17 protein-coding genes are annotated in these 21,644 nt (G+C 58.4%); 6 read left to right on the forward strand and 11 right to left on the reverse strand.

The features are described from left to right. Positions 1 to 149: 149 nt before the first annotated feature. Complete coding sequence (kynA, locus tag RSQ48_RS16025) at positions 150 to 1,022, forward strand: tryptophan 2,3-dioxygenase (RefSeq protein WP_003805677.1); 873 nt, start codon at positions 150 to 152, stop codon at positions 1,020 to 1,022. Continuing rightward, complete coding sequence (locus tag RSQ48_RS16030; RefSeq protein ID WP_415301983.1) at positions 1,019 to 1,927, forward strand: alpha/beta hydrolase; 909 nt, start codon at positions 1,019 to 1,021, stop codon at positions 1,925 to 1,927. Before kynA ends, RSQ48_RS16030 begins: the two co-directional genes overlap by 4 nt. A gap of 204 nt (positions 1,928 to 2,131) precedes the next feature. Here the strand turns inward: RSQ48_RS16030 and RSQ48_RS16035 are convergent, their stop codons facing one another. Both RSQ48_RS16035 and panB read right to left on the reverse strand, forming a co-directional pair. Continuing rightward, a complete protein-coding gene (locus RSQ48_RS16035; RefSeq protein ID WP_003805673.1) occupies positions 2,132 to 3,097 on the reverse strand; it encodes a LysR family transcriptional regulator in 966 nt (321 codons plus the stop codon). 64 nt (positions 3,098 to 3,161) lie between these two features. Continuing rightward, positions 3,162 to 3,983, reverse strand: a complete 822-nt coding sequence (gene panB, locus RSQ48_RS16040) for a 3-methyl-2-oxobutanoate hydroxymethyltransferase (RefSeq protein ID WP_003805671.1) — start codon at positions 3,981 to 3,983, stop codon at positions 3,162 to 3,164. Positions 3,984 to 4,298: 315 nt separating this feature from the next. On the opposite strand from panB, the gene RSQ48_RS16045 reads away from it, so the two are divergent. Continuing rightward, on the forward strand, positions 4,299 to 5,153 hold the full coding sequence (locus RSQ48_RS16045; RefSeq protein WP_415301984.1) for an aldo/keto reductase: 855 nt from the start codon (positions 4,299 to 4,301) through the stop codon (positions 5,151 to 5,153). Here the strand turns inward: RSQ48_RS16045 and RSQ48_RS16050 are convergent. After that, complete coding sequence (locus RSQ48_RS16050; protein ID WP_415301985.1) at positions 5,150 to 6,565, reverse strand: MFS transporter; 1,416 nt, start codon at positions 6,563 to 6,565, stop codon at positions 5,150 to 5,152. The genes RSQ48_RS16045 and RSQ48_RS16050 overlap by 4 nt on opposite strands. A 123-nt stretch (positions 6,566 to 6,688) precedes the next feature. After that, the gene (gene acnA / locus RSQ48_RS16055) at positions 6,689 to 9,442 is read right to left on the reverse strand and encodes an aconitate hydratase AcnA (RefSeq protein ID WP_131071047.1); all 2,754 of its coding nucleotides are present in this window, start codon (positions 9,440 to 9,442) and stop codon (positions 6,689 to 6,691) included. 262 nt (positions 9,443 to 9,704) lie between these two features. Here acnA and RSQ48_RS16060 point away from each other — a divergent pair, with 262 nt between their 5' ends. Next, positions 9,705 to 11,291 (forward strand): sensor domain-containing diguanylate cyclase, encoded by a 1,587-nt coding sequence (locus tag RSQ48_RS16060; protein ID WP_165477533.1) that lies wholly within the window; start codon positions 9,705 to 9,707, stop codon positions 11,289 to 11,291. Here RSQ48_RS16060 and RSQ48_RS16065 read toward each other — a convergent pair. From RSQ48_RS16065 to RSQ48_RS16090, 6 genes are all read right to left on the reverse strand, one after another. Beyond that, positions 11,288 to 12,136, reverse strand: coding sequence for a putative RNA methyltransferase (locus RSQ48_RS16065; protein WP_301606078.1), 849 nt, complete (start codon positions 12,134 to 12,136; stop codon positions 11,288 to 11,290). The two genes, RSQ48_RS16060 and RSQ48_RS16065, sit on opposite strands and share 4 nt — an antisense overlap. 80 nt (positions 12,137 to 12,216) lie before the next feature. After that, positions 12,217 to 13,020, reverse strand: a complete 804-nt coding sequence (gene hutG / locus RSQ48_RS16070; RefSeq protein ID WP_059318122.1) for an N-formylglutamate deformylase — start codon at positions 13,018 to 13,020, stop codon at positions 12,217 to 12,219. A 29-nt stretch (positions 13,021 to 13,049) separates the two neighbouring features. Continuing rightward, a complete protein-coding gene (locus tag RSQ48_RS16075; RefSeq protein ID WP_415301986.1) occupies positions 13,050 to 13,874 on the reverse strand; it encodes a carbon-nitrogen hydrolase family protein in 825 nt (274 codons plus the stop codon). 22 nt (positions 13,875 to 13,896) lie between these two features. Beyond that, positions 13,897 to 14,742, reverse strand: a complete 846-nt coding sequence (locus tag RSQ48_RS16080; protein WP_415301987.1) for a serine hydrolase — start codon at positions 14,740 to 14,742, stop codon at positions 13,897 to 13,899. A 19-nt stretch (positions 14,743 to 14,761) separates the two neighbouring features. Then, on the reverse strand, positions 14,762 to 16,174 hold the full coding sequence (locus RSQ48_RS16085) for a hypothetical protein (protein WP_003805653.1): 1,413 nt from the start codon (positions 16,172 to 16,174) through the stop codon (positions 14,762 to 14,764). Positions 16,175 to 16,299: 125 nt separating this feature from the next. After that, on the reverse strand, positions 16,300 to 17,784 hold the full coding sequence (locus RSQ48_RS16090) for an N-acyl-D-amino-acid deacylase family protein (RefSeq protein ID WP_131071049.1): 1,485 nt from the start codon (positions 17,782 to 17,784) through the stop codon (positions 16,300 to 16,302). 106 nt (positions 17,785 to 17,890) lie between these two features. Between RSQ48_RS16090 and RSQ48_RS16095 the strand changes: the two genes are divergently transcribed. After that, positions 17,891 to 18,835: a LysR family transcriptional regulator gene (locus tag RSQ48_RS16095; protein ID WP_059318119.1), complete on the forward strand. Its 945-nt coding sequence runs from the start codon at positions 17,891 to 17,893 to the stop codon at positions 18,833 to 18,835. 250 nt (positions 18,836 to 19,085) lie between these two features. Then, on the forward strand, positions 19,086 to 20,618 hold the full coding sequence (proP, locus tag RSQ48_RS16100; RefSeq protein WP_003805648.1) for a glycine betaine/L-proline transporter ProP: 1,533 nt from the start codon (positions 19,086 to 19,088) through the stop codon (positions 20,616 to 20,618). A gap of 186 nt (positions 20,619 to 20,804) precedes the next feature. On the opposite strand, the gene fabG is transcribed toward proP, so the two are convergent. Beyond that, positions 20,805 to 21,545: a 3-oxoacyl-ACP reductase FabG gene (fabG, locus tag RSQ48_RS16105; RefSeq protein ID WP_059318118.1), complete on the reverse strand. Its 741-nt coding sequence runs from the start codon at positions 21,543 to 21,545 to the stop codon at positions 20,805 to 20,807. Positions 21,546 to 21,644 lie beyond the last annotated feature (99 nt).

A 21,644-nucleotide genomic window follows, 5' to 3' on the forward strand; every position in this document is an offset into this window, starting at 1 on the left:
TAAGCGCATCCTGCCGCTCATGGAGACTTTCGGGCATGATGCGGGGCCCACTCCCCCTGGCGCGCAACGCGACTTTGGTTTTCTGCCGACTCAGGCGACTTGATCACACTGTCGCTCGGGTCATTATTAACATACCGGGAACAGAACACATGAATGCCTCCAACGCATCGGCTGACAAGGGAGTCGGCGAGACAGAACGCATTGTTGCGGAAGAAAAAGCGCAGTTGGATTTCAGCCAGTCCATGAGCTACGGCGACTACCTGCATCTGGATGAGGTGCTCGGCGCCCAGCACCCGCTCTCGCCCGCCCACGATGAAATGCTGTTCATCATTCAGCATCAGACCAGCGAGCTCTGGATGAAACTGATGCTGCACGAACTGAACGCCGCTACCGCAGCGGTCGCTGCCGACCGCTATGCCGACAGCTTCAAGATGCTGGCACGTGTCTCGCGCATCATGGAGCAGTTGGTTAGCGCCTGGACCGTGCTCTCGACCATGACCCCGCCGGAGTACACCGCCATGCGGCCCTATCTGGCCAGCTCCAGCGGCTTTCAAAGCGCGCAGTATCGCTGCATTGAGTTTGCCCTGGGCAACAAGAACGCCGCCATGCTCAAACCGCATGCACACCGGCCGGATCTGCTCCGCCAGGTGGATGCTGCCTATCGCGCCCCCTCGCTTTATGACGAGTCATTGCGACTATTGGCCCGTCAGGGCTTTGCTATCCCCGCCAACTACCTGGACCGCGACTGGACCCAGCCCTACCTGGCCAATGCGGAAGTGGAAGCCGCCTGGTTACAGGTTTACCGTGACCCTCATGCGCATTGGGATCTGTACCAGCTCGGTGAGAAACTGACCGACATTGAAGACGCCTTCCGGCTTTGGCGTTTCCGTCATGTCACCACGGTTGAACGCGTTATCGGCTTCAAGCGCGGCACAGGTGGGACGGGAGGGGTCAGCTACCTGCGCAAAATGCTGGATGTCGTGTTGTTCCCCGAAATCTGGACTGTGCGGACTGCGCTGTGACACAGATACCCAACCCCGTTTTTTCGCCGCAAGATCGCGAGCGTGAATACTCGCCCAGCTCTTGTATCGGTGGCAACTATGCGCCGTACATTGAGCAGTACGCCACACTGAGCAAAGCCGCTCTGGTCGGCAGTGCCCACCATGTCGAGCTCGCTTATGGCGACGCTGCTGCGCATAAGCTCGACCTCTTTCTGCCTGCGGGCACGCACTCGGAATCGCTCCCGCCCCTGCTGCTATTTATACATGGCGGCTACTGGCAGGAGCTTTCCAAAGCATCCTCCTTGTTCTCGGCCCCAGACTGCACGGCAGCTGGCATCGCCTTTGCCGCCCTTGATTACACCTTGGCACCACAAGCCTGCGTCCATGACATGGTGCTGGAATGCCGCAAGGCACTGCGCTGGCTGCATCAACATGGCAACAAACTGGGCTTTGACCCGCAACGCATGGTCGTTTCCGGCAGTTCTGCCGGCGCGCATCTGGCAGCCATGTGCTGTCTGCGTGGGTGGGAGGATGATGCTGATTTGCCTTTGGGAACGCCGGCAGCGGCCGTGTTGGTGTCTGGCATTTACGACCTTCAACCCTTGATAGGCACCAGCATCAATGATGCACTGTCCCTGGACGCGGCAAGCGCACGGGCGGTCAGCCCCCAGTTGCTTGATCTGACAGGTTTTCCACCCACCCTCATCGGCTGGGGAGAAATCGAAACCTCGGAGTTCAAGCGCCAGAGCCAAGCGTTTGCTGACTTGCTGAAAGCACAGGGCGCCCAATATCTGCCGCCCATCGAAATGCCAGGACGCAATCACTTCGATGTCATTTTTGACCAGGCTCGTCCCGACACCCGCTTGGGCGCAGCAACACACGCGCTTTTTGCATCGCTGCCAGTCACCTCTACCGGAAGCACATAAGGGAACACGGGGCAGACACGGCCGCCGCCGACGCGCTACATCGCCAGTTTCGCCGCACGCCCTTCACTACAACGCCAGCGTTGGGTGAAGGCTAAGGTCGGTCTGGGCATGAAGCTGAAAGCGTTGTCGTACGCGATGGCTTGCTAATGCCATGGCAGCCGGACGCGCAGCAGGCGGATCTGCCTGCCCGCGCTACGCAGCTGATTACAGTGAATCAAAGGGGTCCTGCGTGCTTGGCAGGCCCGTATCGTCCCCCAGCACAAAACGCGGGATGAACTGCAGCACATATTGCCGCATGGCTTCAACCAGGCGCTGTGCATCGGGGCGCAACTCCCGCGACCGCAAAGACACCACACCAACCATGTAGGGCACGTGAATATCAATCGGGCGCAGCACGACGTTGGGCAGAGGCAGGCCATGCGCAGTGAACGGATCAATCAGGGACACTCCCACCCCTTGGCTGGCCAACACCAGTCCTTCCAGCGAGGACGCCACCTCAATATGACGAATATCTTCGGGAGCCTCCGGACTGGCACGCAACAAAGCGGTCGCCAGGGTATGGCGTAAGCGATGACGATTCTGAACGGAAATCAGGGGAGTGCCCTGAATATCGCTGAGCCGGACCAGGTCTTGACTGGCCAATGCATGGTTCACCGCCATGCCCAGCAAACAGGGGCTTTGCCCTGACCAATGCAGGGTACAGCCATCAATATCCAAAGGCAGGCTGGTCACGGCCAGATCGGCCCGCCCTTCGTCGATGGCTTGAACAACTTCCTCCGGCTTGACGGTATCAATCATCAGCTTTTGCTTGAAGGCCGGATCGTGCTGCTCCATGATGCCCAAGACCTGAGGCAACAAACCCATCGCCATGGCATGAGTGGCCACGATACGCAGGGGCCGCAGTCCCCCGCGGGCGATTTCCAGCGCACGGCTTTGCAGCACTTCCAGGTTCATCAGCACAGGCCGGGCTTCCAGATAAAACTCCCGTCCCTGTTCCGTCAGGGTGACCTGCGGGCGGGTACGGGTAAAGAGCCGGAAGCCCAACTCCTGCTCCAGCTCCTGGATCTGACGGCTGACTACAGGCTGTGAGCGATCCAACAGTCGACCGGCAGCAGTCACACTGCCTGCGGACATCACAGCTGCAAAAGCTTCTAATTGGCGAATTTCCATGTCGTTCTATGTGAATGCCGCATTTATCAACATGGAATATTCTAGTGCGGAATAGTTGGCCGGACTAGCGTTTAACACCGAAACATTGATCGAGCGTAGGGAAAGTCCCATCCCGCACTTCGGCCGCGTATTGGGCGGCCGCTTGCGAGATCAAGGCCCCCACATCCGCATACGGTTTGGCGAACTTGGGAATCTTGCCATTGGTCAGGCCCAGAATGTCCTCAGTCACCAGCACTTGTCCATCGCAGGCGGGCGAGGCGCCAATGCCGATGGTGGGAATCGCAATGCTTTCCGTAATGCGGCGACCCAAACTTTCCGCCACACCTTCCAGCACGACTCCCCAGGCTCCGGCCTGGGCGTGGGCGACCGCATCTTCCAGAACACGCTGTGCAGCGGCATCGGTCATCCCCTGCGCCTTATAGCCGCCCATGGTATTGACGTACTGAGGCATCAGGCCGACGTGCGCCAGCACCGGAACACCCCGCTCCACCAGGAAACGGGTGGTTTCCGCCATGACATGCCCACCTTCGAGCTTGACCGCCTGCGCACCGCTGGCCGCCAGCATGCGCGAGGCATTGGCAAAAGCCTGCTGGGGTGATTCCTGATAGCTGCCAAACGGCATATCCACGACAATGCAAGCATGCTGCGTCGCGCGCACCACTGCCGCTGCATGGGCAGCCATCATATCGACCGTAATGCTTAAGGTGTCAGGCATCGCATAGCCCACCATGGCGGTCGAGTCACCCACCAGAATCATGTCCAGGTGCTCGTCCAGCATCCGTGCAACGGGCGCGATGTACGCAGTCAAGGCAGCAATTTTTTGTTTGCCCTTGCAGGCGATCAAAGTGGGAACGCTAACGCGAACCTGCGTGGTATGTACGCTCATACTTACTCCAGCTGGAATCCCATAGCGCAAACGCTTATATAGGATTGCTTATATAGGATTGTGAATGATGCAGATTGCAACATCTTAAGAAAAAAACCAGTCGACGCCTCTATAATCGCCGCAGGACAAAAAACAATAAGCTAATTTCCTGCCTGCGTACAAGCCTCGCGTGTCCACCCCATGCGGATTCCGGTCCTTTTAAGGACTTTTACAGAGTCAGCGCTTGTACTCTAGAACCCGATTGTTCCCAATGCGCGGTGGTTTCATCAGTCGTATCCAGGCTGTTTTGCCGTGCACTCAACCGAGGAGAGACCCATGTCGACTACCCCCCCAACAATCACCTTCCATGATGGTAACCGCGCCCCGCAACTGGGCCTGGGCGTCTGGCAGGTACCTGCCGAGCAAACGGCCGATGTGGTGTGCAGTGGCATCGAAGCGGGCTACCGCCTGATCGATACTGCCGCCATTTACGGCAACGAAGCCGAAGTCGGCCAAGGGATTCGCCAGTCCAAGGTGCCCCGCGAAGAGCTGTTTGTGACCACCAAGCTGTGGAATGACATGCATGGCCACGACAATACCCGTGCAGGCTTTGAGGAAAGCATGGACAAGCTGCAGCTCGATTATGTAGATCTGTACCTGATTCACTGGCCCGTGCCCAAAAACCGCCAGTACATCCAGACCTGGGAGACGCTGATCAATCTGCGCAACGAGGGCCGTGTGAAATCGATTGGGGTATGCAATTTTCTGCCGCAGCACCTGCAAACCCTGCTGGACAAGACCGGCGTTCTGCCCGTATTGAACCAGATCGAACTGCACCCCGGTTTCCAGCAGGCTGAATCGCGCCACTATCATGAAGATCATGCCATTCAGACTCAAGCCTGGAGCCCCCTGGGGCTGGGCACGCTGTGGGACAACCCGGTGCTGAACAAGATTGCCAAGCAGCATGGCCGTTCCGTGGCTCAAGTCATGCTGCGCTGGCAGACTCAACTGGGCAATATGGTGATTACCAAGTCCAACTCCCCCGAGCGTCAGCGCGCCAATATGGACATCTTCAGCTTCGAGCTAAGCGAACAGGATATGGCCGATATCGCCAGTCTGGACCGGCCCGATGGCCGTCTTGGCCCAGACCCGGAACTGTTTCGCCTGCCCAAAAGCACCGTCCAGGACTAAGCGCCAGGACGCACACGGCGCGCCGGTCCGGACAGAAAGGCAGCTAAAAGGGGCGCCAGGGCAAACAACCACAGCAAAGCCTGTGCCGACTGACGCGCGCCCTGCATGCCGCCAGGGTCCACAAACCCGGTTGCCGTGGTAATTATCCCTGCCAAGGCCGCCCCCAATGCCATCGTGTACAACTGCAAGGTGGTAATGGCGGCCGAGGCGATATTCTCCTGCCCCTTGGGGGCCGAATGAAAAACCCGCGTCAACAAGTGCGGCCAGGCCAGCCCAATCCCTACCCCCACGCCCAGCAAAGCCAGATACAGGGCCCAGGAATAGTCTGTCCCCTCACTCAAGCCCACCCATGGGATGAGGACTCCCAAAGCAGCCAGGGACAGGCCCGAGAGCACCGGCCCGACAATAATCAGTCTGTCGCCGGTTTCCAGCCCACGGCTGGAGCTGGCAATCGACCCCAAGGTCCACCCCCCTGACATCAAGGCGGTCAGATAGCCCGCCTTCAGGGGACTCATGTGGTGAATGATCTGCAAGAAATACGGAATGAAGATTTCGGTCGCTACGGCCACGCTGACCAGACCAATACCGGCATAGAGACTGCCCAAAGCAGTACGAATCGAATAGGTGCCTTGGGGAAACAGACGACTGGTAGATTGACGGTCTGAGCGTGCCATCCCGTAAACCAAGGCAGTACCGCCCGCCACACCGGCCAGATTGATCACCCAGGAGGTGGACAAGCTGCCCGCCGACATTACCAGCACCGAAGCCGTCAACAACAATACCTTGCCCAGGGTCGAGCCTGATTGTCGTGATTCTGGAGCCCGCGCATCGCGCAGCTGTGTCCAGACCAGCACCGCCAGCAAGGCCGCACAGGGCAAGACACTCCAGAAGGCCAGACGCCACTGTCCCATCTGGGCAAAAACGCCGCCAATGGCCGGGCCCGACAGGGTAGCCACCCCCCACATGCTGGAGACCAGGGCCATGACACGCGGCCAGAGCCGCTCCTCAAACACCAGCCGGATGGAGGAATAGCTCAGACCCAGCAGCAAGCCGCCCCCTAAACCCTGAATCGTGCGGGCAAACAGCAAAAACAGCATGGAGGGCGCTGCCGCGCACAAGGTCGTGCCAATGGCAAAAAACAACAGCGACATCAGAAAGCTGTGTCGCAGGCCCCACTTCTCCAGAACCTGCGGTGACAGGGCCGAGCCCAGAATCGAGGCCACCACAAACAACGTGGTATTCCAGGCGTAGTACTCCAGCCCGCCAATATCCTCCACGACCGAAGGAAGAATGGTGGTGGCCACGTATACGTTAATGGCATGAACAGCCACCCCTCCGGCCAGGGCCAAGGAGCGCAAGCCATTGCGGCCCGACAGTAACTCAGACCAAGAAGCTTCCTGGGTATGTGTCATTTTTTCTTTATCCAAGCAAAAAAACCGGCAGACATGCCGGCCCTCTCATCCACCAGTGCGCCAGTCCCCTCAAGTCACTGGCGCACCTGCTGGCGCACAACACGCTCTGGCCTGCCGCAGCGCTTATGCCTTTAGCAAGCCTCGCAAAACGTATTGCATGATACCCCCATGACGGTAGTAATGCGCTTCGCTGGGCGTATCGATTCGAACCAGCGCCTCGAACTCGATATCACCGGCCCGCACAGTGACTTTTTCCGGAATGCGGTCCTGGTTCAGCGCCGTGATGCCTTCAATATCAAACACCTCATCCCCGGTCAGACCCAGCGTGGCAGCATTTTGACCAGCCAGGAACTGCAAGGGCATCACCCCCATCCCCAACAGGTTACTGCGGTGAATGCGCTCGTAGGATTCGGCAATCACCGCACGCACGCCCAAAAGCACGGTGCCCTTGGCCGCCCAGTCACGAGAAGAACCCGAGCCGTATTCCTTGCCTGCCAGAATCACCAGCGGAACACCGGCATTGAGGTAATGACGCGAGGCATCGTAAATCGTGGCTACCGGCGCGCCGTCCTGCGTAAAGTCGCGCGTATAACCGCCTTCTGTGCCAGGTGCCAGTTGATTACGCAAACGCACATTGGCAAACGTGCCGCGAATCATGACCTCATGGTTGCCGCGACGAGAGCCATAGGAGTTGAAATCCTGGGGTTTGACACCGTGGTCCATCAAGTAAGTGGCAGCCGGCGACGTGCGGGCAATGGAACCGGCAGGGCTGATATGGTCTGTCGTCACCGAATCGCCCAGCTTGGCCAGTACGCGGGCCCCCCGTATGTCCGCCACAGGGCTGGGCTCACGCTTCAGGTCAATGAAATAAGGCGGTTTTCGCACGTAGGTGGAATCGTCCTGCCACTCGAAACGATCCCCTTTGGGCGTAGGCAGGGAGCGCCAGCGCTCATCACCGGCAAATACATCCGCGTAGCCGTCACGGTACATCTCGGAGGCAATGGCTTTGCCAATCACCTCCTGTACTTCCGCCGCGGAAGGCCAGATGTCTTTCAGATAGACGTCCTGACCATCGCTGCCCTGCCCCAACGGTTCGTGGTACAGGTCGATATCCATGGTGCCGGCCAGGGCATAAGCCACCACCAGCGGGGGCGACATCAGGTAGTTCATTTTCACTTCGGGGTGAATGCGCCCTTCGAAGTTACGATTGCCGGACAGCGTGGACACCACCGCCAGATCGTTCTGATTAATGGCCTGGCTGACTTCCGGAATCAAGGGACCGGAGTTACCGATACATGTGGTGCAACCGTAGCCAACCAGATCAAAGCCCAGCTTGTCCAGATAAGGGGTCAGACCTGCACGCTGGTAGTAATCCGTGACCACGCGCGATCCCGGAGCCAGACTGGTTTTCACCCAAGGCTTGCGGCTCAGGCCCTTTTCCACGGCCTTCTTGGCCAGCAGCCCCGCCGCCATCATGACGCTGGGGTTAGAGGTGTTGGTACATGAAGTAATCGCAGCAATAACGACCGAGCCATGATCCAGCGTGCATGGGCTGCCATCGGCCAGCGTGAACTCCACCGCCGCTTTCCGGGGTGCTGGCGGTTTATGCGAGGGCACGTCCGAGGCAGGAAAGCTCTCTTCGACGGCCTCGTCGTAGGTGGCGACATCATCGCCCAGCAAATCACGCACCGCAGTACGGAAGGCCGGTTTGGAGGACGACAGTGCGATACGGTCCTGGGGACGCTTAGGTCCGGCGATCGAGGGCACCACCGTGGACAGGTCCAGCTCCAGACGTTCGGAATAACGTGGCTCGTGCTCGGGGTCGTGCCACAGCCCCTGAGCCTGCGCATAGGCACGCACCAGCTCGATCTGCTCTTTGCTACGTCCGGTCAGCTCCATATAACGCAGTGTTTCCTCGTCAATCGGGAACATGGAGATGGTGGAGCCGTATTCGGGGCTCATATTGCCGATGGTGGCACGATTGGCCAAAGGCACGGCACTGACGCCTGGGCCATAGAACTCGACAAACTTGCCGACTACGCCGTGCTGGCGCAGCATGTCGGTGATGGTCAGCACCAGATCCGTGGCCGTTGTGCCTTCGGGCATTTGACCGGTCAGCTTAAAGCCAACGACACGCGGGATCAGCATGGAAATAGGCTGACCCAACATGGCCGCTTCAGCCTCAATCCCGCCTACCCCCCAGGCCACCACGCCCAAACCGTTCACCATGGGCGTGTGCGAGTCCGTACCGACACAGGTATCGGGATAGGCCAGCTGACGGCCTTGCTCGTCGCGTGTAAAGACCACACGGGCCAGATGCTCCAGGTTGACCTGATGCACAATCCCCGTACCGGGGGGAACGACCTTGAAATTGTTAAACGCGCTTTGGCCCCAGCGCAGAAACTGATAACGCTCCATATTGCGTTCGTACTCAATCTGCACGTTGCGTTCAAACGAGCTGGGCTTGCCAAAATCGTCCACGATCACCGAATGGTCAATCACCAGCTCTACTGGCGCCAGAGGATTGATTTTTTGCGGGTCGCCGCCCAATGCCTGCATCGCTTCGCGCATGGCAGCCAAATCCACCACGGCAGGCACGCCCGTAAAATCCTGCAACACGACGCGAGCGGGGGTAAAAGCAATTTCGCGGTCAGGCTCGGCCGCCGGGTCCCAGGCCGCCAGGGCGCGAATGTCATCGGCCGTCACATCCCCACCATCTTCGGTGCGCAGCAAGTTTTCCAGCAGGATCTTCAGGCCATAAGGCAGACTGGCAACATCCAGACCATCTCCACGAACCGCATCCAACCGATAGTAGTCGTAGGACTGCCCGCCGACATCCAACTGGTGCAAAGCTTTAAAACTATCTACGCTTTTCATATCGGGATCTCCATGGAAAAGTGCCGGCCGATACCACCCAATTCACCCAGCCAGCAAAACACATCGGGTAATTGTCTATGGGTCTAGACCATTTCACATCTTACACGCTGGCGCCACCCCCTGCCCCGCGTGACGTCCCCCCTGTGGCCTTCCGACACACCTACACAAACCCGGAAACATTCTTTACGTATAATCATTTAGGTGCCTCCCGCCTGTCTTGTGCCCCCTTTCCTCCCTTTATTTCGAGCACTCGCCCTTCCTCATGTTTTTTGTTGATCTGCGCCGGCTGATTCTCTTGCTGGCTACTGCCAGCAGTCTGCTGACCATGGGCTACACCTTGTATGGGGCCTACTCAGCGGAACGTTCCTTGCTGATCGAGCAAGCTCTGGAAAAAAACCGCGCCTACGCGCTGAAACTGGCCAGCAGTACAGATGCATTTATCGCCAACCTGTTGCAGCAACTGAGCTATAGCGCTGGCGTGCTCGAGCGATCCAGGTATATCGACGAACAATTACTGATCGACGAAGTACAACGGCTGAAAGAACAAAACAACAGTTTTAACTCGGTGCTGATTCTCGATGCCGAGGGACGGGTCCTGGCCAATGCTCCTGAAAAGCTCAGCTTGTTGGGCACAACCTTGCGCGGCGAAGGCACTCAACTGGCCTTGAAAACGCGTAAACCCGTCGTCAGCCCGCCCTATCTGTCCGCAACGGGGCGCTTGCTGATTTTTCTGTCCCACCCTCTTTTTGACGCCCAGGGAAACTACAAAGGTCTGGTGGGCGGCTCTATTTATCTGCACGAGCCCAATAGCCTCAATACCCTGCTAGGTGAACATTTTTACCGTGATGGCTCCTACATCTATGTGGTTGATCAACACAAACGCCTGATTTTCCACCGGGATGTCGCGCGTATTGGCGAAGTCATACACGGCAACCCGGCCATTGATGCCGTCAGCCAGGGCGAAAGTGACGCCTTGTCCTTGCGCAACATCAAGGGCGTGGACATGCTGGCCGGTTTCGCCCCCAGCAGCGATGTGAAATGGGGGGTGGTGGTACAAAGCCCCACAAAAGTCGTTCTGGACGAGTTGACCGTCTTGCTGGGAAAAGTATTGCGCAACTCCATTCCCTTTTTTCTGGCCGTACAGATTCTGATCTGGATGCTGGCCATGCTGATCGCCAAACCCCTGCGTCAGCTGGCCCGGCAGGCTCCACACCTGGATTCGGCCAATGCCAGCTCCCGTATTGCCCAGGTTCACGCCTGGTACTTTGAGTCCCGCCAGATCAAGCTGGCCATGCTGCTGGGTTTGAAACGTGTCAACCGCAAGATGGGCGTCATGAATGTGGAACGCAATACCGACCCCCTGACCGGTCTGAACAACCGGCGCGGCATGACGACGGTGCTGCAGCAATGGAAGGAAATGGACACCCCCTTTTCCGTACTGACCGTGGATATTGACCACTTCAAACGGGTCAACGATACCTACGGCCACGATGTCGGCGATCTGGTATTGAGCTTTCTGGCCGACACCATGCGGGCCTGCACCCGCGACACGGATCTGATCTGCCGGGTCGGCGGTGAGGAGTTCTGTATTTTCCTGCCCGATCAGGATATCGATCAGGCGTTGCAACTGGCCGAGCGCTTGCGCATTCTGATCAGCGAGACTAGCAGTCCTGCGGGCTCGCCCATCACCATTTCAATCGGGCTGGCCCACTGGCCGATTCACGCCCGCGACCACAGTACCGTCCTGAAACTGGCGGACGAAGCCCTGTATAAAGCCAAGCGCAATGGTCGCAACCGCGTCGAGCTGTGCGATCCTGGCGTAGACGAAACAGACAAGCAGAGCGCTTAAAGACGGCGCAGCACCTTGATACGCACATCCAGCTGAACGGGCAGGCTCGTCAATTGACGCGCTTGTTCCCGCCCCTGGGCACTGGCTCGAAACAGGTGAGGTGTCATCAACAGCAGGTCTGCAATCTGTTCCTGTGAGTCGAGCCGGATCTGGGCACGGACGCGTTCGGTGGTTTCCAGGCTAAAGCCGGTCGGGGGCACCAGATTCTCTTCCTTATCGGCTTTCAGCGTCGGATAAATAATGCGACGCAGCTCCAGCAGATGCTCCGGCCCGGCCTCAACCTGAACCCAGATGCCACCTGGCTTTAAAGCCCGCCAAAATTCCTCGGGCACTGCAAACCCAAACAGGCATAAGACCGCATCCAAGGCACCATCGGGCACTGGCAGTTGCGCATTGCTGCCCACCAGCCAACGGATGTCCGAGGAGCTGCGTGCCGCCGCCATAACGGCCCATTTGGAAATATCCAGACCAATCAGGGCCAACTGCCCATCTTGATCCTGCTGACGCAAGTAACGCGGGTAATAGCCTTCACCACAGCCCGCATCCAGACAGGCATAAGGAGCCTCCCCTTCCAGACCATCCATCAAGGCACGCCACACACCGGCGGCAATAGGTTCATACACCCCCGACTCCAGATAGCGACGGCGTGCCGCTACCATTTCCTTGCTATCGCCCGGATCGCGAGAACGCTTGTTCTGTACCGGCAGGAGATTGATATAGCCCTGACTGGCGGTGTCAAAGCAATGACCCGAGGCGCAACGCCAGCTGGGTGATTCAAATGTGAGCGGCAAGCCATCCAAGGGACAGCACAGCTTCTCGAACAGGGGGGGGGAAAAGTCGGACATGGATGAATCGCTCTACGGCCACCGTGGCCAAGGCGATAGTGTAGCGCCCCGGACAGTCTGTGCCGGGGCCGACAAGGCGTTTACGCTTGCGTGGCAAAGGCCAGCGCGTCGCGCAGCAAAGCCTCGATCAGGGGCTGGATCCGACCGGCCGCCTCTTCGTTGTAGGCAAAAGGCCATTGCTCTTGCATATAACAGCACTGCGCCATTTCCAGTTGGACCGCATGGATGTTCTGTTCAGGACGTCCGTAATGGCGAGTAATGTAGCCACCTTTGAAACGGCCATTCAACACGCTGCTGTAGTCCTGGTTGGCCAAGGCCGTTTTCATCAGACGTTCGCTCAAGGCAGGATCACAGCTCTGACCATTGGCGGTGCCAAAATTCAGATCGGGCAGGCGGCCTTCAAAAAAACGCGGCACTACCGAACGAATCGAGTGCGCATCCCATAGGACCACACGACCATGCAGCGCCAGCAGGCGGGTGAGCTCTTCTTCCAGTTTCTGGTGATAAGGCAACCAGATGGTTTCGCGCCGCTGGGCAACCTCTCGCTCGTCCGGCTCCTGGCCGGGCTGATAAATGGGCGCATCGTCAAACATGTCCACTGGACATAGGCCGGTGACACTTTGACCCGGATACAGGCTGCTATTGTCCGGCGGGCGGTTCTGGTCCACGACAAAGCGTGAATAGGTCGCTGCCAGAACCGAAGCCCCCAATGTGCGCGCGCATTCATAAAGGCGGGGAATATGCCAGTCCGTATCAGGCACCTGACGAGCCGATTCCGTGAAACGCGTCAGCAAATCCGAGGGCACGTAGGTGCCCGAATGCGGCATGGAGATCAGCAAGGGGACAGTGCCCGGGTAAAACTCAAAAGCAGCAGGAACAGTCATGACGGGCTCCGGTCGGTTTCAGCACACAATCAAGAGGGAATAGGATACAGATCACCCCGGCGGTGCTGCCAGGCCGGCAGTGATTCGCGCATGCGCTGCACACGAGCGGGGTCCAGATCGGCACAGATATAGCCAGGATGATCCGGCATGCAGGCCAGTACCGTCCCCCAAGGGTCAATAATCATACTGCGACCCAGACAGGGCAGGGCAGGACCAGGCCCCCCAATTTGGGCGGCGGCCAGCACATAGCATTGGTTCTCAATGGCACGGGCACGCAACAGCACTTCCCAATGGTCGCGGCCGGTATGCACATTAAAGGCAGCCGGCACCACCAGGACATTCGCGCCCCGGGCCCGCAAGGTACGAAAGAGCTCGGCAAAGCGCATGTCATAGCAAATGCTCAGACCCAGGTTCAGTTCCCCGACCTGCACATTCTGAACCTCCTCACCAGGACAAAAATCGTCGGACTCGCGGTATTCCAGGCCGTTGACCACCGCATCGTATAAATGCACTTTGCGATACTGAGCCACGATCTGTCCATCGGGCGAGAAAGTCACACTGGTATTGCCCAGGCGAGGATCGTCCGGACGGCGCTCATGCATGGAACCCAGATGAATCCAGGCACCGGTGCTCCGCGCCAGGCTGGCCATATGCTCGGTTACCAAGCCTGGGATAGGCGTGGCGTTTTGCTGCAGCCATGGCGTATCGCCGCGTACATCGCTGTACTCGGGGGTCACAATGAGTTTTGCCCCGTCCCTGGCGGCGGCCAGCACCCAATGCTCCAGCTGATCCAGATTGGTCTGGCGGTCGCGGCCACTATCTAGCTGAACCAGGGCCACACGTGTCGTAGACATACTTTTATCCTTTCAGCCCGGCTCAGTACTGCAAGGCGCGAGCAGTTTCCAAGGCCAGACGGGACAACACCCCCGCCCCCTGCCCCCCGTAAAGAGACGTGCTGGTGCGCCCGTCCGTAAAGCCATCGGCCATCACCGCCAGCACCACACTGCGCTCACCCATGGTCAAGATTCCGGCATCGTGGCGCAAGCCGGGCAAAGAGCCGGTCTTGTGAGCCAGTTGAGCGATGGAAGGCAAAATTGCCGCAAAATGTCCTCGTTCACGCTGGTCAGCCAGCATGTCCAGACCCTGCTGACGCAGGCTTTCCGGCAAAGCAGGCGAGCCAAGCAGGTAGAGCAAGGTCGAGCAGGCATCCTGGGCGGTAGTCCAGTTGTCTTTACCAGCCTCCCGCGCCTTCATGTCCATCATGTGACGCTGCAACTGGGTCTGCTGCAGGCCAGCCTGCGCGCACCAGGCGTTGATGTTAGCCATGCCCAGCAAGTCGATCAGCGCATTGGTGGCGACGTTGTCGCTCAAAATGATCATCAGCAGGGCCAGCTCACGCAAGCTCAGGCTGGTCACGCCAGGCAACTGGCTCAAAATACCGGTGCCTGGCGTACGGTCTCCCTCGGGCAAGGGATAGACCGTATCCAGCGACAATCTGCCCTGGGCAACCTGTTCCAGCAGACACAGCAGCATGGGCGTCTTGATCAAGCTGGCCGAGGGCATGACGCGCTGCGCATGCCACTCAAACAAGGAGGTACCGTCGGTCGCGTAGACCGCCATCGAAATGCGGGCGGCTTCCTGGGCCAGCACAGGCTCCAGTCTTTCTTGCAGACGCTCACGAACCCGTGGCGCATCCAACAACGCGCTTCCCAAGGCAAACATACACACTCTCCTTCCGCACTCAGACCAAAATCAGGAATAGACCGGCGAACATCAACAAGTTGACGATCATCACCGCCCAGCCGTTATACAACATGTATTTAAGCTGAGTGGAACGCGCCAGCCCCATCTGGCCGAACATATCCGAAGAAGGAAAGGGACCGAACCAGTCAATTTGCGAGCTACCCAGAATGACGGCGGCCGTTGCGGCAGGACCCACGCCTGCTGCTGCCAGGAGGGGGCCAAAAATCTTGGCGGTAAAGGTCATCTGTGCGACGGCGGCTCCCGGAATATGGCCCACCACGTTAAAGGCCACAATCAACATGCACAGTACCGCGCCACTGATGCCGACCAGATACGGTTGTACCGAATCGAGCAAGGCGTGATAGGCATTGAGCTGATCCACCAGCACCAGCACGGGATTGAACAGCCAGAACAAGAAGAAAATCCAGATCAGCTTGCCCGCCCCGGCATACATGGCCTGCAAAATCTCGCGTGGGTTCATGCCGCCGGCCAGACCGGTTGCCGCTCCCAGGGACACCATCACAATAATGGCGTACGCAAAGCCGGCCTTGGAGGCAATACCCACCGCCGCCAGACCCACAATCGTGATGCAGAAAGCCCAGGCTGCACGTACCGCTTTAGGCGACGCCTTGGCATTCACATCAAAAGCCGCCTGGCCTTGCGAGGCTTCTTCGTACTGGAACTGGTCTTTGGTGATTTTCTGGATGCGGCCGGACATGAACCAGCCCGTCAGCAAGGTTGCCGCCGCCATCGGCAGGCCGGCCACCAGCAAATAGTCGGTGTAGCTCAAACCGGTCAGACCCGTTACCGTCACCACATTAGGAGTGAATGGGCCCAGCACCAGACCTGCGGAGCCGGCGCTTTGGAACAAGGCAGCCACGGCGGGGGGAGACAGACGCACGGCCGCGGCAATCGGGATCACCACCGCAGCGATAATGGCGTTACCGCCCGCCAACGTGCCCAGAGCGCCACAGATCAGGGTGGACGCCACCATGATGCCCAAACGCACACGCACCGGATTGGACAAGCCGATACGCTTCACAATGGCTCGCACCAATTGCTCAGCGGCACCCGTACGGGCGGCGACCTCGCCAACCCCGGCGCCCAGCACAATAATCAAACCCACCACCGCAATGAACGAGCCCAGGGACTCGGCCAGCAGTTTACCCATCGCAATCGGCGTCGTGCTGGTCATGATGGCGCCCAAAACAATGGCTCCAATCGTGGCCAACACAATGTCCACACCCAGCAGGGCGATAAGCGCGAACACCACTACCGGCGTCAAGCCCCACAGGGAGCTTTCACCCGGCATGTAAAAATGGGTGTACAAGGCAATCGCCATGCCAATTAAAAACACCACCATGGCTGCATTGCGCTTGCCCGTTGGCATTGCTTGCTGAATGACACTCATGTCGTCTCCTTAACGATCCTTCCTGGCCGGCTTTTCATAAGTCCGGCCTTTGCATGTGATGCAATCACCCTGCCCTGGTTGACGGCCCCAGATCCGGGCAACTGGTTTCTTGTCCGATGCGCCGCTTAAACCGAAATAATCGGCGCATCCAGGCTTTGTGCCTGAGCGGCAAAGGCGCGTTTAAGCACCTGTCCGGGCCGCTGCTCCGGAGCGACAGGATGAACCTGTACACCATTGACAAACACAGTCTGCACACCTTGAGACGGTAAGGTGGGCTGCTCCCAGGTGGCGCAATCTTGCACCGTTTCGGGATTAAACACCACCAGATCCGCCCAGGCGCCGACTTGCAACACGCCGCGGTTTTCCAGCCCGAAAACCGAAGCAGGCAGGGCCGTCATTTTGGCGACCGCCTGCTCCAGGGACATCAGGCCATCTTCGCGTACGTACCGCCCTAAAATGCGCGTAAAACTGCCCCACAACCGAGGGTGGGGATGCGCATCCGCAGGCAATCCGTCCGAGCCCACCATGCAACATGGGTGGCTGAAAATACGCTGGACTTCTTTCTCGTCCATCGCAAAATAAATCGCGCCGGCCGGCAGCAAACGCCGTGCGGCAGTTTCACGGTCGCAGCCCCACTGTTCGGCAATCTCGGCCAGATACAGGCCATTGCATTCCGGGTGAGGCTCGGACCAGGTAATACGAATCTGGTCTATGGTGTGGGCGCGCTCAGGAATCAGGATCGTGGAGCTGCCCGAATAGGGGTAGATATCGAGGGTGGCCTGTACGCCATCGGCGCGCGCTCGATCAATATTGGCCAAGGTCTCACTACTGCGGCCCCAGTTGGCCGGCATCATGCACTTGTGATGCGACACCAGGGTGGCGCACTGCGTCTGGCGGCCTATCGCCAGCACTTCTTCTACCGACTCCTGCACCGTATCGCCTTCATTGCGAATATGACTGGTATGCAAGGAGCCCTGGGAAGCGGCAACACGGGCCAGGCCTTCCAGTTCGGCCGGTTCGGCCATGCAGCCAGGCTCATAGGCCAAGCCAGTACTAAAGCCCACCGCCCCATCCTGCAGAGCCTGGGCCAACAGGGCTTGCATGGCCTGCTGCTCATCGGCGTCAGGCTGAGCGAGCGGGTCCTGCATGACAGCCATGCGCAAATTCGCATGGCCGACCAAGGCTGCCACATTGATCATGGGCGTTAACTGGCGCACCGCCTGTGCATACTGCGCCATGTCCTTAAACAAGGGCGAGTCGCCCAGCAAGGCCAAGGCAGCCGCCGAATTGTCGGGCAAGGGAGCCGGAAAGGCGCTGACGCCACAATTGCCAACCACCACCGTCGTAATGCCCTGACTGGTTTTCCAGTCCAGAGCGGGCCGCTCGATGAACATCAAGTCATCATGACCGTGGGTGTCGATAAATCCGGGGGCCACCACATGGCCGCTGGCATCCACCACTTGATCGGCATGCCAGGCGCTCAAATCGCCCAGGGCCACAATACGCCCCGACCGAATACCCACATCACCGCGCCAGCGCGGGGTGGCCAAGCCATCAATAATCCAGCCATTGCTGATCTTGACGTCCAAGCTGCGGTCGTCTGTCTGCATTTACGTCTCCACTTACCCTCCCACAAAAAGGGGAGTTGACCGCATTATCCAAAGGTATTATTAATATGAAAAATTGTTTAAGTTAATTGATTAATCAGAAAATGAAATGGACAGACTTCCCAAGCACATCACGCTCAAGCACCTGAATGCCTTTGTCGCCGTCGCCCAGGAGGCCAGCTTCACCCACGCCGCCCGGCGACTTTTTCAAACCCAGTCCTCGGTCACGGGCCTGATTCAGCAGTTGGAAGTTGCCTTGAATACCACTCTGTTCAATCGCACCAGTCGGCGCGTATCCCTGACGCCTATTGGCCTGGAGTTCCTGCCGCGCATCACGCGATTGCTGGCGGACTTTGATGGGGCCATCAGTGATGTCATGCGTTACGGAGAATTGAAAAGCGGGCGGGTCAGTGTGGCGGCCGCCCCTTCGGCCATCACGGATCTGATTGCACCGGCTGCCGCTCATTTCTCGCAGCAGCACCCTGCGGTACGGCTGTATCTGCGTGATGACAACTCAGGCCGCATTCAGCGCCAGATCGTGGCAGGAGAAATCGACTTTGGTCTGACCAGTCCCTGGGCAGATGTCCAAGGGCTGGACAGTCAACCCCTGCTGGAAGATCAATTCGGCGTGCTCTATCGCAGCGACGACACGCAGATCAAACCCGATGCCAACAACACGGTCAGTTGGTCGGCGCTGGAGGAGCGCAAACTGGTCGGTGTGGTGGACGAAACAGGCATCATGGCAGTGCTGCAATCGCGACCGGATTTACCCATTGAGGCCTCAGCCCCTTTTTATGAAGCGTCCAGCACCACCTCACAAGCGGCGTTGGTACAAAGTGGTCTGGCCATTGCCCTGCTGCCGGCCCTGGCCGCTCAACGGGTTCTCATGCCCGGCCTGAGTTTTTCGCTGCTGCAAGCCCCCACACTGGTTCGCACCTTATGCCTGATGTTCCATCAGGAACATGATTTGACACCTGCAGCGGCCGCCTTGGTGGATGAGCTGCGGGCCTATGTGAAAAAAGCAGCATTACCGCCTGGATGCCGCGCTCTGTAAGCATATGCAAAAATCATGGGAGGGGCGCGCGGCCTCGGTAACAATAAGGACCGCTAGTCGCGTGCGCAGGATGACGCGACCTGGCCCAGTCTGCTCGACCCTTTCCATGAATAGACGAACAGCAAAGCCGGACGTAGCACCGTTCAGGCTCGCCTGATCACCCTGCCATCATGCCCGTGCTGCTTTCCGGGTGTTGATGGCCCACAAGGCGACCCAGCGCGTCATCGTCCTGCTCACCAGGAGAAGCACCATGACGCAGTCTTCCGCGACCTCCAGCAACGCCAAGCCGCTTCATCTTGACGACATCACCGTCGTAGACAACACCAAGCTCAAAAAGGCCGTGACTGCCGCTGCGCTGGGCAACGCCATGGAATGGTTTGATTTTGGTGTCTACGGCTTTGTGGCCGCCACCTTGGGTAAAGTCTTTTTCCCCGACGCCTCGCCCGCCGTGCAAACCATTGCGGCGCTGGGCACCTTTTCCGTGCCTTTTTTGGTGCGACCATTGGGCGGCGTATTCTTCGGGCTGATGGGGGACAAGTTCGGTCGTCAGAAGGTGCTGTCCCTGACCATCATCATCATGGCGATCAGCACCTTCCTGATAGGCCTGATTCCCTCCTACCTCGCGATTGGTATCTGGGCCCCCATCTTGCTGTTGCTGTGCAAACTGGCCCAGGGTTTTTCCGTGGGCGGCGAATACACCGGCGCCGCGGTCTTTGTGGCCGAATATGCACCTGACCGGCAACGCGGGTTTCTGGGAAGCTGGCTGGACTTTGGCTCCATTGCAGGCTTTGTGCTGGGCGCTGGTCTGGTGGTGTTGCTGCAAACATCCCTGAGCGAAGCCAGTTTTCAGGACTGGGGCTGGCGCATTCCCTTCCTGATAGCCGGCCCACTGGGCATTTTGGGCCTGTATCTGCGCCATGCGGCCGAAGAGACGCCAGCCTTTACCGAGCAACTGGAAAAGATGGAAAAAGAGGACCGTGCCGCCCTGCAAGAGCGCCCGACGATTTCCTTTGGCGAGATCTTCTCCAAATACCGTAAAGCCCTGCTGATCTGTATTGGCATGGTGCTGGTCACCAACATTACCTACTACATGTTGCTGACCTACATGCCGACCTATCTGTCCAGCAGTCTGGGCTATGCCGAAGAACACGGTGTCTTCATTATTGTGGTGGTGATGATCGGGATGCTGTTTGTGCAACCGGTGGTGGGCTTTGTCAGCGACAAGATCGGGCGCAAGCCCTTCTTGCTGGCCGGCAGTCTGGGACTGCTGATCTTTGCCATTCCCGCCTTCCACTTTATTGGCAGCGACAGCAATGTGCAGATCTTTCTGGGACTGCTGATTCTGGCCGTTTTACTGAACTGCCTGACCGGGGTCATGGCCTCTACCCTGCCCGCCCTGTTCCCGACCCGACTACGCTACAGTGCCCTGGCCGCCTCTTTCAATATTGCGATTATTGTGGCGGGCCTGACACCAACCATCGCTGCCTGGCTGGTGGAGCAAAGCAATAACCTTCTGATCCCTGCCTATTACCTGATGTTTGCCAGTGTCATCGGTTTGATTACGGCCGTGTTCCTGCCTGAAACGGCTAACCGCCCCTTGCGCGGCGATACGCCGACCGCCTCCAACCCCAAGGAAGCCAAAGAACTGCTCCAACAAGCCTACGATCACATCGAGCAAAGCGTCCAGGAGGTGGAAGAAGCCATTGCCAAGGCCGAGGCCGAGTTGGAAAGCCTGAAACAGAAACGCCAAGGTCTGGTGGACCGTCACCCCGAGTTGGATTAAATCCTGTCTCTGCTGCCAAGCCCGTTGGCGCGGGCCGGGAAATCGGCAAACAGTTCTCACGCCGCGGCATCCCCGCTGAAAGCCTGCATCAAAAAACCCGATCCCGTATCCAGGCGGGATCGGGCTTGTAACTTACGCTCCAGGCCTTGGCGGGGCCCCGATTCAGGCGCCGCTGCAGACGCAACATCAAATCGTCAGGCCACCTGATACTTCTAAGGTCGTGCCATTGATAAAGCTGGCCTCGTCCGAAGCCAGGAACGCGTATACATTGGCCACTTCCTCCGGCTTGCCCATACGGCGCAGCCAGCAATGATCGCGAAAGCCTTGCAGCACTTTTTCAGGGATGGATTTCAAAATGTCCGTCTCGATGAAACCAGGGCAAACGGCATTGACGCGAATCCCTTTGGGGCCCAGTTCACGGGCCCAGGTCTTGGTAAACCCAATCACACCAAACTTGCTAGCCGCGTAATTGGTCTGACCATAATTGCCATACAGCCCCACCACACTGGACGCATTGAGGATAGCGCCGCTTTCCTGCTCCAGCATCACCGCGGCCACTGCCTGAGTGAAATTGAATACCGCTTTCAAATTGACATCAATGACATCGTCAAACTGCTGTTCCGTCATGCGCAGCAGCTTGGCGTCTTTGGTGATCCCGGCATTGTTCACCAATACATCGATACGGCCGAACCGGTGCTTTACATCCGCCACCATCGCATCAATCTGGGCACGGTCGGTGACATCCACGGTATAGGCCACGACTGTCACGCCCGGGGCGTGCAAGGACTGTGCGGCCGACTCAAGGGCTTGGGCATCCCGGTCACACAAGACCACCACCGCGCCTTCCTGGGCAAACTTTCTGGCCGTTGCCAAACCTATACCGGCTGCCGATCCGGTTACAAGCGCCACCTTATCTTTCAATCGCATTCCAGCTACCTTTTAAAAATCGCTCCACGCTGTCATGCAAACCCAGGTTTTTACCGCATCCACACAGACCATGGTCTATTTACCCGTTCACACCAGCAC

This window comes from Alcaligenes sp. SJTW-7 (assembly GCF_047716895.1).
Taxonomy (GTDB): domain Bacteria; phylum Pseudomonadota; class Gammaproteobacteria; order Burkholderiales; family Burkholderiaceae_B; genus Alcaligenes; species Alcaligenes ammonioxydans.